Genomic DNA, 13786 nt, shown 5'->3' on the forward strand with positions numbered 1-13786 from the left:
GACGTCGGTACCGGCAGTGAGCAGGATAACGAGGACGGTGCCGGAGCCGGAGCCCCGTGCCCCGGCCCGTGCGCCGTGTCGGCCCTCCGTGCCATGATGAGCGCGACGAACAACTTCACACCGGCCGTTCGAACCCGCGCGGGAGAGCCAGGCCGACCACCGCCCCCCGGGGCCGGGGTCGCAGTCGGCGCCGAAGGAGCAAGCCTTCCCCGGAATCTCTCAGGCACAGCTACCGCACGGGCGAGGCACATCTGGAAAGTGGCAGGCCCGGCGTCCGGGCAGGCCCACCAACGGTGCAAGCCGCAGCCGTCCGCCACGCGGGCCCGCGGTGAAGCTCTCAGGTTGCAGCGACAGAGGGGGAGACTGCCGCAGCATGCCCTGCATGTGCCCGACCGAGAGCACCGAGGAGTTCCTCCATGACGTCGTCAAGCCCCGAAAGCCCCGACTCGTCCGCGCAGCCGCTGCGCCACACGGCCCTGGACGCCGTGCACCGCGCGCTCGGCGCCACCATGACCGACTTCGCCGGCTGGGACATGCCGCTGCGCTACGGCAGCGAGCGCGAGGAGCACCTCGCCGTGCGCACCCGCGCCGGGCTGTTCGACCTCTCCCACATGGGCGAGATCACCGTCACCGGGCCGCAGGCCGGGGAGCTGCTGGACCACGCCCTGGTGGGCTTCGTCTCGGCGCTGGGCGACAACCGCGCCCGCTACACCATGATCTGCGCGGCCGACGGCGGCATCCTGGACGACCTGATCGTCTACCGCACCGGCGAGCAGGAGTTCCTGGTCGTCGCCAACGCCTCCAACGCCCAGCTGGTCCTGGACGAGCTGACGGCCCGCGCCGAGGGCTTCGACGCCGCCGTCCGGGACGACCGCGACGCCTTCGCGCTGCTCGCCGTCCAGGGCCCGGAGGCCACCGCCATCCTGGCCCCGCTCACCGACGCGGACCTGCCCGGCCTGAAGTACTACACCTCGCTGCCGGCGACCGTGGCCGGGCGCCCGGCGCTGCTGGCGCGCACCGGCTACACCGGCGAGGACGGTTTCGAGCTGTTCGTCGCCCCCGGCGACGCCGAGGCGCTGTGGGCCGCGCTGACCGAGGCCGGCGCCGGGCGCGGGCTGGTCCCCTGCGGCCTGTCCTGCCGCGACACGCTGCGCCTGGAGGCGGGCATGCCGCTGTACGGGCACGAGCTGACCACCTCGCTCACGCCCTTCGACGCGGGCCTGGGCCGGGTCGTCCGCTTCGACAAGACCACCAACGGCGGCGCGTTCGTCGGCCGTGAGGCGCTGGAGAAGGCCGCCGAGCAGGCCCAGGCGCAGCCACCGCGGGTGCTGGTGGGCCTGGTCTCGGCCGGGCGCCGGGTGCCGCGGGCGGAGATGTCGGTGGTGTCGGCCGACGGCTCGGTCATCGGCTCGATCACCTCCGGGGCGCCCTCGCCGACCCTGGGCAAGCCGATTGCGATGGCGTACGTGGACGCGGCGCACGCCGTGCCCGGCACCCCGGTCGCGGTGGATGTCCGCGGGACGCACGAGCCGGTCGAGGTCGTGGCTCTGCCGTTCTACAAGCGCGCCCGCTGACACTGGTCGGGTACCCTCCCGTCACCCCCGCCCCGCCCGTCCGGCCGCAGCGGTCGCCGCGGGCCGGGCCGTTTCGCCCCGCCACCCCCTGATCCTGGAGAATCGCCACCATGAGCAACCCCCAGCACCTGACGTACAGCAAGGAACACGAGTGGCTGACGGCCGTCGAGGACGGTGTGGCGACCGTGGGCATCACCGCCTTCGCCGCCGACGCGCTCGGTGACGTGGTCTACGTGCAGCTCCCCGAGGTCGGCGACACCGTGACCGCCGGCGACACCTGCGGCGAGCTGGAGTCGACCAAGTCGGTCAGCGACCTGTACTCCCCCGCCTCCGGCGAGGTCGTCGAGGCCAACCAGGCGGTCGTGGACGACCCGTCGCTGGTGAACTCCGAGCCCTTCACCGAGGGCTGGCTGTTCAAGATCCGCCTCGCCGGGACCCCCGAGGGCCTGCTGACCGCCGACGAGTACTCCGCCTTCACCGGCGCCTGACTCCGACCTCTCCGAGGAAGCAAACATGACGGTTCTGAACCAGTCCCTGCACGCGCTCGACCCCGAGGTCGCCGCGGCCGTGGACGCCGAGCTGCACCGCCAGCAGTCCACCCTGGAGATGATCGCCTCCGAGAACTTCGCCCCGGTGGCGGTTCTGGAGGCCCAGGGCTCGGTGCTGACCAACAAGTACGCCGAGGGCTACCCGGGCCGCCGCTACTACGGCGGCTGCGAGCACGTCGACGTGGTCGAGCAGCTGGCGATCGACCGGGTGAAGGCCCTGTTCGGCGCCGAGCACGCCAACGTCCAGCCGCACTCGGGCGCGTCCGCCAACGCCGCGGCGATGTTCGCGCTGATCAAGCCGGGCGACACCATCCTGGGCCTGGACCTGGCCCACGGCGGCCACCTGACCCACGGCATGAAGATCAACTTCTCGGGCAAGCTGTACAACGTGGCCGCGTACCACGTGGACCCCGAGACCAACCTGGTCGACATGGACGAGGTCGAGCGCCTCGCCAAGGAGCACCAGCCGCAGCTGATCATCGCCGGCTGGTCCGCCTACCCGCGCCAGCTGGACTTCGCCGCCTTCCGCCGCATCGCCGACTCCGTCGGCGCGCTGCTGATGGTGGACATGGCGCACTTCGCCGGCTTGGTCGCGGCGGGCCTGCACCCCTCGCCCGTGCCCTACGCCGACGTCGTCACCACGACCACGCACAAGACCCTCGGCGGCCCGCGCGGCGGCGTCATCCTCTCCAAGGCCGAGTACGCCAAGAAGATCAACTCGGCGGTCTTCCCCGGCCAGCAGGGCGGCCCGCTGGAGCACGTGATCGCCGCCAAGGCCGTGGCCTTCAAGGTCGCCGCCACGGACGAGTTCAAGGACCGCCAGCAGCGGACCCTGGCCGGCGCGCAGATCCTCGCCGAGCGCCTCACCCGCGCCGACGCCACCGAGGCCGGCGTGTCCGTGCTCTCCGGCGGCACCGACGTGCACCTGGTCCTGGTGGACCTGCGCAACTCCGAGCTGGACGGCCAGCAGGCCGAGGACCGGCTGCACTCGGTCGGCATCACGGTCAACCGCAACGCCGTGCCGTTCGACCCGCGCCCGCCGATGGTCACCTCCGGGCTGCGGATCGGCACCCCGGCGCTGGCCACCCGCGGTTTCGGCGCCGAGGACTTCACCGAGGTCGCCGACATCATCGCGGAGGCCCTGAAGCCGTCCTTCGACGACGCCGTCCGGGAGTCCCTGGCCGCCCGCGTCACCGCGCTCGCCGCCAAGCACCCGCTGTACCCGGGCCTGTAACCCGGCCCTGCACCGCCGGACCGGCGCTCCTCACCCCAGGGGCGTACGGTCGCCAATGGACGGGGCACCGCGCACACCGGACCGTGGGCCGGTGCCCCGCCGCACGTACTCCCCCCACCACAGACAAGGGCGTCTCCCGTGGCCATCAGCGTCTTCGACCTCTTCTCCGTCGGCATAGGACCCTCCAGCTCGCACACGGTCGGCCCCATGCGCGCGGCACGGATGTTCGCCCGCCGGCTGAAGTCCGAGGGCGTGCTGGCGCAGACCGCCTCCGTCCGGGCCGAGCTGTTCGGCTCGCTCGGCGCCACCGGCCACGGCCACGGCACCCCCAAGGCCATCCTGCTCGGCCTGGAGGGCAACTCCCCGCAGACCGTCGACATCGCCCAGGCCGACCTCGACGTCGAGCGGATCAAGGCCACCCGGCGGCTGCGGCTGCTCGGCGCCGACCTCGGCGGCAGCGGCGACCACGAGATCGACTTCGACGCCGACACCCAGCTGGTGCTGCACCGCCGCCGGTCCCTGCCGTACCACGCCAACGGCATGACCCTGTGCGCCTACGACCACACCGGTGCCCCGCTGCTGGAGAAGACCTACTACTCGGTCGGCGGCGGCTTCGTCGTCGACGAGGACGCCATCGGCGCGGACCGGGTCAAGCCCGACGACACCGTCCTGCGCTACCCCTTCCGCACCGGCGCCGACCTGCTGCGGCTCACCTCCGAGACCGGCCTGTCGGTCTCCTCGCTGATGCTGGAGAACGAGAAGGCCTGGCGCAGCGAGGCCGAGATCCGCTCCGGCCTGCTGGACATCTGGCACGTCATGCAGGAGTGCGTCCGCGCCGGCATGAACCACGAGGGCATCCTCCCCGGCGGCCTCAAGGTCCGCCGCCGCGCCGCCCCCGCCGCCCGCGCCCTGCGCACCGAGGGCATCGGCCCGGCCAACGCCATGGAGTGGGTCACCCTCTACGCCATGGCCGTCAACGAGGAGAACGCGGCCGGCGGCCGGGTCGTCACCGCCCCCACCAACGGCGCGGCCGGGATCATCCCCGCCGTCCTGCACTACTACCTGAACTTCATCACCGGCGCCGACGACGACGGCATCGTCCGCTTCCTGCTGACAGCCGGCGCCATCGGGATGCTCTTCAAGGAGAACGCCTCCATCTCCGGCGCCGAGGTCGGCTGCCAGGGCGAGGTCGGCTCGGCCTGCTCCATGGCGGCCGGCGGCCTCGCCGAGGTCCTCGGCGGCACCCCGGAACAGGTCGAGAACGCCGCCGAGATCGGCATCGAGCACAACCTCGGCCTCACCTGCGACCCGGTCGGCGGCCTGGTCCAGATCCCCTGCATCGAACGCAACGGCATGGCCTCCGTCAAGGCCGTCACCGCCGCCCGTATGGCCCTGCGCGGCGACGGCCGCCACCACGTCTCCCTCGACAAGGCCATCAAGACCATGAAGGAGACCGGCGCCGACATGAAGGTCAAGTACAAGGAGACCTCCCGCGGCGGCCTCGCGGTCAACGTCATCGAGTGCTGACGAAACACACCCTGATCTGCGGCTTCGTCTCTTTCAGAGCTGTCAGCGGCTTCCCTGCTTGCACCGCGAAAAGTCCCCGAAAAGTCCCCCAGACGAAGCAGAAAGTCCCCGAAAAGTCCCCAGCGGCTCCCCGAGTGCACTGGGCCTGACCTGCCCATAGCCCATTCCGCAAGCGAGCCAACGGGCGGCGGCCCGTGACCGTAGTCACGGGCCGCCGCCCGTTCATCCGTTCTGGTCACACCGCCCGAATCCGGCCGACAGCGGCGCGGCGCTACCGGGTGCGCCGGGTGGTGACGAGCTGGCCGTCGTGGAGGTGGTGGTCGAGGTCGAGTCCGCTGTCGAGCATCGCGAGGACGTCAAGGTGACGGTCAGCTGGCACGGTCGCCACCCGGCGCCGGTCACGGTGGACGCGGATGGTCGGGTTGCTCTCGCTGGGCGGTGCGACGGAGACCGGCCCGGCGGGTGTCCCCGGTACGAGCCGAGTCAGCGGGGTGGCCGCGGCACGGTCGTCGAGTAGCCGGTTGATGAGATCGGAGGGAGTACGGACGTAGTCGAGGAGGTCTTGGACCTCGAACTCGCCCGCGCTGTAGTGCTCCGTCCAGCCGTCGATGTGGTGCTGGGCGGTCCACTGACGCAGCGCGCTCGACCGGTACCCGAGGCGGGCGGCGTCACGGCCGAGGAGGTGGGCGATGCGACGGGAGGTGATACCGGAGGTGAGCAGGGTCAGCGCCTGCTCGGTGTCGACGCCGTGGCGGATGTGCCAGGCAGTGTGCGTGTTCAGCCTCGGGGCGATGGGGGAGAGTGCAGGGCTGGTGTTGACCAGGTTGATCAGGGCGCCGACAGTCCAGCTCAGGGCGTGACCGAAGGCGGTGCTGATGTTACGTACTGCCTGATCGAGCGCCCACCCGGTGGGGATAGCGGGTTGCCAGGAGCGGGCGAGATCAGGGATGGGTGCGCCGGAGATCCACTCCCGGAGCGCGGGGGCAATCGGGACGGTCATCTCCGCGCCCCGAGTCTCCTTGTCCTTAAAGCTCCAGGTCTTGTTGACCTCTGGGAGTCTACTGAGGAGGCGATCGAAGACCTGGTGCTCAGTGAGGAAGTCGAGGGTGCGCTGCAGCGACCATTCCTGCGGTTCGGCGAGTTGGTCCTCTCCCGTGATGTTGAGCCACGTGGCCAGGTAATCCGCGAGCCAGTCGAGTTGGCGAGCAGACCCCAGGCTGGTGCCAGTTCCAGCCCACCGGCCGGCTGGCGCAGGATCGGTGTCGTAGAACACGGTGACGACCTGGTTAGCGAGGGCGATCCACCGGTTGGCGGTCGGCCTGTTGCCGGTCTGAGACAGAGCGAACAGCGCGTACATGGAATCGAGGGAAGCACCCTGCGGCGCCGATGACGAAGCGTGCAGATGGAGGACGAGCCAGACGAACGAGACGAAGTCCGCAGCGGTGCCGTCCGCCAGTGCGAAGATGCCGTCAGCGTTGTTGCGCAAGGTGTTCTCGGCGGCTGCGAGATCGGCCAGTGCCTCGTCGGTCAACAGTGTGGAGACGACACGCAGTTGCTCCGGGTCGGGGTTAAGGGCGTCGAACTCTGCGGGGCGGGGCGGGTAGGGGCGGGTCAGGAGGATCCACCCCTCGCTTTCCCGGCCGGCCCGCCCAGCGCGGCCGATGGCATTGAGGAGCTCGGCGGGAGACAGGGCGCGCTGGCTGTCGTAAGCGAGCGGGTCACCGTCGACCTTGTGGTGCACGATGACGGTGCGCACTGGCAGGTTGACGCCGTCGGTGAGGGTGCTGGTGCTGGCGATCGCCAGGAGCTCGTCGCGGCGCAGCGCGCCCTCGACGGCGTGGAGGACGTCCTCGGGCAGGGCACCGTGGTGGTAGGCGACGCCGTGCCGGGTGCATCGCACCAGCGGGTGTTCCTCGCCGAGGGTGTCGGCAAGGTAGTCGGTGAGGACGGCGGCCTCGGGCCGCTCAGGCAGGCGCTCGGCGATGGCGAGCGCCGTGTCGCGGGCTGCCCGCCTGGTGCCGACGACCATCAGGACGCTGCCGGCCGAGGTGAGCTCTGCGGCGCCGGCGGCGAAAACCTTGTAGTCGGCGATCCCGCCCGACAGGGCGGTCCTGGCCTTCCACCGGCCGGGGTCACGGCCAGGGTAGCGCCGGGTGCCCACCTCGCCGGTGGTCAGCAGGGCGATGGTGGAGGAGGCGGTCGGCCGGACGGCGAGGAGGTTCTCGACCGGCACGGTGGCGATCACCTGCGAAGGGCGCTTCGCCGTCGCCGGCCGTTCCGCCAGCTCGGCCCGCTCCACCATCAGGTTCGGGTACATGAGGCCGTGCATCCGGCGAGGGCCCCGCCAGGTGTCGGTGAAGTAGACCTCCCGCTCGGGACGCTGCGGGTCGAGCCACGAGGCGATGTCGCCCTTGTTGCCGACCGCCGCGGACAGCAGCACCAGCCGGATGCCGCTGCGGACCTGCAGCAGCGCGAGCAGGCTCTCCAGCACGAAGCCGCGCCGCCCCTGGCTCAGGTGGTGGGCCTCGTCGACGACGACCAGCCCGACGCCCTCCAGCGCATCGCCGGTGTTGTTGCGGATCATGTGCATGAGCCGCTCAGGGGTGACGATCTCCACGTCCCCACCGTCCGACTCGGCCGACGAGGCCCACCGGCCGAGCGGGAATTCCGGCTGCTCCGCGGCCAGACGCCGCCCTAGCACCCGCAGCCGGCCCCTCAGCGCCCCGCGCATCTCCCGCCCCAGGCTGCGCATCGGCGACACGTACACCACCCGCCCCGGACGCTGCGCCAGGTGCGAGCAGATCACCAGCTGGGCCATCAGTGTCTTGCCCGCGCTAGTCGGCACGCTGATCAGGCTGCGCGACGTCGCCGGGTCGAGCGGGTTACCGCGCTCCAGCTTCAGGAGCTGGCGCTGCGGCGGCCAGAGCGTCATCACCGGGGGCCTCGACAGCGCAAAGCTCCGCGCCACTGCCGGGGGGGTGCCCGGTGGGAGCAGCTGGTACAGGCTGCTGGCCGCCATCTCCCCACTCAACTGGAGCAGGTGCGCGGCGACCCACCGCGCCAGCCGGTCGCCCCGGCCGACCGTCTCCGTCATCACGTCCAGCAGCAGCCGCTGCGCGGCTAGCAGCTCATACTCCTCGCCGAAACTCAGGAACTGGTAGAGGTGGAAGATCGCCTCCACGACAGCCTCCGCCGGCCCGTACATGGTCCCTGCGAGGGACTCTCGGCGCATCACCGCCCGCACCCTGCGCAGCTGCCGCCGCCACACCTGCAGCGCCCGGCCCAGCTTCGGGCGGTCGAAGCCGAGGAAGACGACGCCGGCCTCCACCGCCAAGGTGCCGATGTGCAGGCGGAGCTCGCCGCTGATATCGACGAGGGCGCGGACCCGATGGTAGACGGCGGTGGCATTCGGGTCCTGCTCACTGCGCCGGTACCCGGCCTGGGCGGCGAAGGCGATCTGGAGCCGCTCGGCTTCCGGTCGGCGTTCGTCGCCCAGCGCAAGGTCCATCAGGTGCGCGCTGGCGGCGAAAGCCCGCCGCACGCGCACCGCGTCATAGCCGGGAGTCTCCGGGTCGAGCGCGGCGAGCCCGTGCAGGTACCACGCTGTGGCGAGGGTCTCGTCCCGGATCTCCCGCTCACCGCGGAACGCTGCGACCTCCAACTCGGTCATCGCCGCGAGCAGGTCTTGGGCGCTGGGCAGCACCCCGCCCACCCGGTACTCGCCGAGCGCCGAGGCGAGCACCTCCGGGTCTAGAGTGCGCTCCACACGTACCCCCTCACGGTCTTCGCGAAGTCCTCAAGATCGTCGATCGCCACCACCATTCCCTGCAGTGCCCCATCGTGGGTGTGGGTGGTGAAGTGCTTGTGAGAGCGGTCGAAGGCCGTGGCGGGGGTATCCGCGGCGTCGAGAGCCACGCTGACACCGCCGTTGCTCGACTCCTTCGCCTCCACCCACTGCCGCGCCATCGAACTGACGAACCCCCGGGTGTCGGGGGCGAGCTCCCGCCCACCCCACGAGATCTGCCCCAGGTACCGCGCTCCCCAGTCATTCAACTGCTGCCACGCTTTGCGGATCGTGTCGCTCGGCTTCGTCGTCTCGGCGGTGAACTTCTTCATCTCCCACAATCGGAAGACGAACCCCAGATCGCTGCCGGGCACACGGTGGATCAGCAGCCCGTCGGGACCGCTGTCGGTCACCGTTGACGAGGGCGGGTCCAGAATCTCCACGCTGCGCCCCGGCTCGGGGGCAAGGTCGCGGGTCGAGAGGTACCAGAGCCACTCCCCCACGTAGCCGGTAACACCAGTGGGGTCGTTGGCCTCGAACACCGGACCGGCGTACAAGAGGACGTGCGCGTGATCGAGGCCAGCCAGTGGGGTGCCGACCAGGACGCTGTCGCGCCAGAGCTGATAGGCGCGATTATCAAGATCGGTGCGGGCCCGCATGATCTCGTCGGCGACGATCCATGCTGCTGCAGCGCGGTCCTCGGGCTCCTGCCCGATGGTCTCCACCAAGTCCCACGGGCAAACCTGTGTGAGGCCGCGACCCTCCCGCCGGGTGAGGTCCACAAGGCGGCCGCCAGCGGCTTGGGCGCGCTCCATCGCCTTGAGCGCAGGTACCGACACCCACCCCCACCTCCGCTCCTGACCTGGTGCCGAGCCTGCGGCGACACGGGATCACCCTATCGAGCATGAGCAGCAGCAGGGCCGTTTCCTGCGTCCCGTCGACCGCGGTGTTGGAGCGGTCCGCGTGCCTCCGACGGTCACGCAGTGTAACCGTCAGCAGAGATCGCAGGGAGCGGCCTTCATTCCATGGTGCACTCCACCCCATCGAGACGGTGCTGAGGAAGCGGTGGCGATACCTAATCCCTGCGCAAGGGGGAGTCCTCGCGTGCACACCGGAACCAGCTCATCCTTTCGGCCTAGCGCAGTGGCCGGGCGGTAAGAGACGGTCACGCGGACAGCGCGGCGCGACCCACCCGGGAGTCAGCTGGCGGCGTCCCTCACTGTGTCTGTTCGTCAGTTTCGGTTGATGGAGCACCGGTTGTCGTACCCGGCCGCTACTCTGCGACGTTATGGCAGGAATTCCCGAAGGGTCCCGCGACCGCCGTCGTTCGTTCAACGGTGAAGAGCGCATCGCTCTGTTCCTCGCCGCAGACGGACGGTGCGCCGAATGCGGCCAGGAGCTGGAACCCGGATGGCACGGCGACCACATCGAACCTTGGTCCGAAGGCGGCCCGACCGATGTGATCAACGGACGCGCGACCTGCCCGAGCTGCAACTTGAAGAAGGGAAACAGGTCCATGGCGATCTCCTCCGGTCTGCGAAGCTGGCAGCAGGAAGCACGCGAGCGTTACCACTCTCGCAATGGCGGCGAGAACTCGAACTTCCTGGTCGTCGCCACCCCAGGGGCCGGAAAGACCACCTTCGCGCTGACCATCGCCGAGGACCTGATCAGCCGCGGCACCATCAGCAACATCGTGGTCGTCGCCCCCACCAAGCACCTGCGCCGCCAGTGGGCCGAGGCTGGGGCGCGGGTGGGCATCAAGCTCGATCACCTCTTCGAGAACAAGAACGGCGCGGTCGGTTCCGACTTCGACGGTGTCGTGGCCACATACCAGGCCATCGCATCCGCCCCGCTGCTGTGGAAGCGCCTGTGCGCCAGCAAGCGCACCCTCGTGATCTTCGATGAGATCCACCATGCCGGCGACGGTGACGGCCTGGTCTGGGGCGATGCCCTCAAGGATTCCTTCGAGAGCGCCACACGGCGGCTACTGCTTTCAGGAACGCCGTTCCGCACCGACGGCAAGCCGCTCCCGTTCGTCGCGTATGACGAGACCCGCCGGGCCGTGCCCAGCTATAGCTATGACTACGGCATGGCACTGGCCGACGGCGGCGTGGTGCGTCCGGCCGTGTTCCCGGCCTGGGACGGAAAGTCGAAGTGGCGCAGGTCGGGGCAACTGGCCGTCACCGAGGTCGACCTGAGCGATGCTGACAAGGACGAGATTCCCCCGGCGTTGAAGGCCGCCCTCGACCCGACCGGCGCCTGGATTCCGTCCGTCCTCCAGGAGGCACATGAAGCCCTCCTGCGGATGCGGATCGACACCCCCGACGCAGGTGGCCTGGTGATCGCAAGCGACCAGTTCGCCGCCACCGCGTACGCAGCGATCCTCGAACGGATCGCCGGAGTTCAGGTCCCGGTCGCCATCTCGGACGAGCCGAACGCCTCCGACATCATCAAGAACTTCGCCAGGGGTAATGCCCCCTGGATCGTCGCCGTACAGATGATCGCCGAAGGCGTCGACATCCCACGCCTGGGTGTCGGCGTCTACGCCTCCCGGGTTCGCACCAAGATGTTCTTCACCCAGGTCGTGGGACGCTTCGTGCGCATGCGCGGCGACGAAGACCCCACGACGGCTCGGCTGTTCATCCCTTCCATAGCTGTCCTCCTGGCTTTCGCGCAGGACATCGAGAAGATGGTGGATGCGGTGCTCGCCGAGGAGGAGAAGCAGATCCGCGAGATGCAGGACACCCATGGCCAGGGCGACACGCTCATCCCGGCCTACGAAACGGTGAGCTCATCTGTCGCAACCCACCACGTGACGATCGCCGGGGGTTCCCAGTTCACCCCCGAACAGCTGGACTTCGCCCAGCGCACCATGGCGATGGCCGGGCCGACGTCGCCCTCAGTGACCGCAGAGTGGGTGGCGGGCCTGCTCACATCGGCCCAGCTCCTCAACGGAAATGCCCTCCCCGGCCAGCGCGCAGACACCGATGTTGAACCACTCGGTGACCAAAAGAAGTCTCTGCGCAGGCTCATCCACCGCAAGGCTGGCCGACTTTCGGCACTCACCAACCGCCCCTACGAACACATCAACGGGGAGCTGAACCAGTCCCTCGGCAACGTCGTCAAGACCGCGACGATGGAGCAGCTTCAGAAGCGCCTGGCGATGCTCGACGCCGCGATCAAGGAGGCACAGAAGAAGTGAACGCAACGGAGAACGCCAACGGAAACGCGGTGCTGGTCAACGCGCTCAGCTCGTCTATGCGGTCCACCATGAACGGCATGGAGTCTGTCCCAGGCTTGGTTCGGCAGGTGATCGAAGAAGATTCCTGGCGCAATTTCACTACCCCGCGCGGCGAGCAGGTGACGCATGCGTCCTTCGAGTCGTTCGTCACCGCGAAGCCCACCAAGGGCCTGGGGTACAGCGTCGCAGAGCTGATGCGCCTGGTCGCCGACGACACCGAGACCGCGCACCTGGTAGCCAACCTACTCGGGCGCCCGGTAGCCGAGTTCCAGCAGGCCGAGAAGAACGTCTGGAATGAGCCGGCAGAGCGCGCATCGGGTGTGCTGCCCTCGCAGGATCCGCTCTGGCGCGACCCTTCTGACGACCCGGTGGCCCTCGCACAGAGTGACGAGCCCGACCTCGATCTCGCCGACCCCGTTGACCGCGACGCCTTCGAGCTGCGGTCAGTGGGTCGGTCCGGCAGCTGGGTCTGGGCGCTCAAAGTCGCCCGGAACATCATCAAGAGCAAGCCAGGGTCGCTTTCCGAGCAAGATCGTCGCGAACGCGATGATCTTGGGAAAGTCTCCCCCACGGAGTTCGGCCGCCGGATCGGCTGGAGCACCGATCGCGTGATGCGGTACTACCGGGCGTGGGAGAAGGGAATCGAGAGGCATGGTCTCCCTGCCTTCGACCAGCTCAAGCCCGGCATGCACGTGCCGTTGCCCGCCGCCAAGACCTGGGCGGCTTGCTTCGTCCCGGGCCGCGTCAACTCCGAGCGCGCCGAATCTTTGGAGACCGCTGCGGTAGAAGCAGGGCTGAGCATGGGGCAGGTGGTGAACGCGGCCAAGAGCCCAGGTGCCATGAAGGCTGCAATCATCGCCGACACCAGCACAGCCGAGGCGGCGTACTCAGCACTCCTGGAGCGCTCACGCAGCGACGGCAATCTGCGGGCCACGATGGCGCGCACGATTGCCCACGACCCTGTCTTCCGCAAGGAGACGGCCGTCGAGTCCAGGAAGGCGGAGCGTGCCGAGTACGTGCGGCACGTCGTCGACACCGGGCAGGTGAAGAGTGCAGCCGGTCAGGTGCTCGATCTTCCCAAGCAGGCGAAGGACACAGCCAGCAAGCTGTTGGCCGTGGTAGAAGACCCCCACGCCACATCAGAAGAGGTTGCAGAGGCTTACGAGGCCGTTCAGGGGATCGCTGCTGAGGTGGTCAAGGCAGATCCGGAGATTCAGACCCGCGAGCAGCGGACCAGGTTCTCCAAGGCGCTGAGTAGCACTGCGAAGAGCATTGAGGCGATCGATCCTGACGACCTCATCGCCGTCGCGGATGACGATCTCCGCGAGAAGCTGGCTGGTCTCCAAAAGCAGGTCAACGAACTGGCCGCGCTGATCGTCAATCCGACGGCGCATCTGCGTGCCGTATAGGACACCCCGGCAAGCGCCGCCGTGGGTCTTGTTGCGACCTGGACGATGAGATTGAGCACAGGCCCCCGCTCCGGTCGGGGCCTGTGCCGTTCCGGGCGCTGGCGTGCTTCTGCGGATCCGGAATATCGCGCGGCTCTTCTTGATTGGGTTCCCCGAACGATCACGGGGAGGGAATGACGATGACGGACCTGCGGGTGTTCCGGAGAGGCAGCGACGGTCGTGAGTCGGAGCTGCGCGGATCAACGGTGCGGTTGGAGCGCGCTCTGCAGCTTCGGGTCGAGGCTGGGCTGGAGGAGATGCTGGGCATCCGGCTCGTGGCGTCGGAGTACACGACGGGTCGGTGGCACCGGGGCCGGGTGGACACGCTGGGTCTGGACGAGAACAACGCGCCAGTGGTCATCGAGTTTACCGACCGCAGGTAGTGCTGCCCGTGATGTCCGTCTGGGTCTGTGACTTGGGCGTCGCGGGC

9 protein-coding genes and 1 riboswitch are annotated in these 13786 nt (G+C 69.3%); of the genes, 7 read left to right on the forward strand and 2 right to left on the reverse strand.

Annotation, left to right across the window (positions count from 1 at the left end; genetic code table 11):
• Positions 1-129: 129 nt before the first annotated feature.
• Positions 130-245, forward strand: a riboswitch (glycine riboswitch).
• 171 nt (positions 246-416) lie between these two features.
• The 4 genes from gcvT (at position 417) to GXW83_RS28210 (ending at position 4883) form a co-directional block, all read left to right on the forward strand.
• Entirely contained in the window at positions 417-1574 is a 1158-nt protein-coding gene (gene gcvT, locus GXW83_RS28195) for a glycine cleavage system aminomethyltransferase GcvT (protein ID WP_182445865.1), read from the forward strand.
• A gap of 110 nt (positions 1575-1684) precedes the next feature.
• The gene (gene gcvH, locus GXW83_RS28200) at positions 1685-2062 is read left to right on the forward strand and encodes a glycine cleavage system protein GcvH (RefSeq protein ID WP_182445866.1); all 378 of its coding nucleotides are present in this window, start codon (positions 1685-1687) and stop codon (positions 2060-2062) included.
• 25 nt (positions 2063-2087) lie between these two features.
• Positions 2088-3356, forward strand: a complete 1269-nt coding sequence (glyA, locus tag GXW83_RS28205) for a serine hydroxymethyltransferase (protein WP_182445867.1) — start codon at positions 2088-2090, stop codon at positions 3354-3356.
• Positions 3357-3494: 138 nt separating this feature from the next.
• Entirely contained in the window at positions 3495-4883 is a 1389-nt protein-coding gene (locus GXW83_RS28210; protein WP_182445868.1) for an L-serine ammonia-lyase, read from the forward strand.
• Between the two features lie 271 nt (positions 4884-5154).
• On the opposite strand, the gene GXW83_RS28215 is transcribed toward GXW83_RS28210, so the two are convergent.
• Positions 5155-8649, reverse strand: a complete 3495-nt coding sequence (locus tag GXW83_RS28215) for a DEAD/DEAH box helicase (RefSeq protein WP_182445869.1) — start codon at positions 8647-8649, stop codon at positions 5155-5157.
• Positions 8634-9506 (reverse strand): hypothetical protein, encoded by an 873-nt coding sequence (locus GXW83_RS28220; RefSeq protein WP_225447296.1) that lies wholly within the window; start codon positions 9504-9506, stop codon positions 8634-8636. Before GXW83_RS28220 ends, GXW83_RS28215 begins: the two co-directional genes overlap by 16 nt.
• A 449-nt stretch (positions 9507-9955) precedes the next feature.
• On the opposite strand from GXW83_RS28220, the gene GXW83_RS28225 reads away from it, so the two are divergent.
• The 3 genes from GXW83_RS28225 (at position 9956) to GXW83_RS28235 (ending at position 13739) form a co-directional block, all read left to right on the forward strand.
• Positions 9956-11869, forward strand: a complete 1914-nt coding sequence (locus tag GXW83_RS28225) for a DEAD/DEAH box helicase family protein (RefSeq protein ID WP_182445870.1) — start codon at positions 9956-9958, stop codon at positions 11867-11869.
• The gene (locus tag GXW83_RS28230; RefSeq protein ID WP_182445871.1) at positions 11866-13317 is read left to right on the forward strand and encodes a hypothetical protein; all 1452 of its coding nucleotides are present in this window, start codon (positions 11866-11868) and stop codon (positions 13315-13317) included. The genes GXW83_RS28225 and GXW83_RS28230 overlap by 4 nt, the downstream gene beginning before the upstream one ends.
• 179 nt (positions 13318-13496) lie before the next feature.
• Positions 13497-13739, forward strand: a complete 243-nt coding sequence (locus GXW83_RS28235) for a hypothetical protein (protein ID WP_225447297.1) — start codon at positions 13497-13499, stop codon at positions 13737-13739.
• Positions 13740-13786 lie beyond the last annotated feature (47 nt).

The organism is Streptacidiphilus sp. PB12-B1b (genome assembly GCF_014084125.1).
GTDB lineage: Bacteria > Actinomycetota > Actinomycetes > Streptomycetales > Streptomycetaceae > Streptacidiphilus.

What these genes read in the sequence shown, in the direction of transcription:
- gcvT (WP_182445865.1), top strand. Translation starts at nt 417, where the DNA reads ATGACGTCGTCAAGCCCCGAAAGCCCCGACTCGTCCGCGCAGCCGCTG.
- gcvH (WP_182445866.1), top strand. Translation starts at nt 1,685, where the DNA reads ATGAGCAACCCCCAGCACCTGACGTACAGCAAGGAACACGAGTGGCTG.
- glyA (WP_182445867.1), top strand. Translation starts at nt 2,088, where the DNA reads ATGACGGTTCTGAACCAGTCCCTGCACGCGCTCGACCCCGAGGTCGCC.
- GXW83_RS28225 (WP_182445870.1), top strand. Translation starts at nt 9,956, where the DNA reads ATGGCAGGAATTCCCGAAGGGTCCCGCGACCGCCGTCGTTCGTTCAAC.
- GXW83_RS28235 (WP_225447297.1), top strand. Translation starts at nt 13,497, where the DNA reads ATGACGGACCTGCGGGTGTTCCGGAGAGGCAGCGACGGTCGTGAGTCG.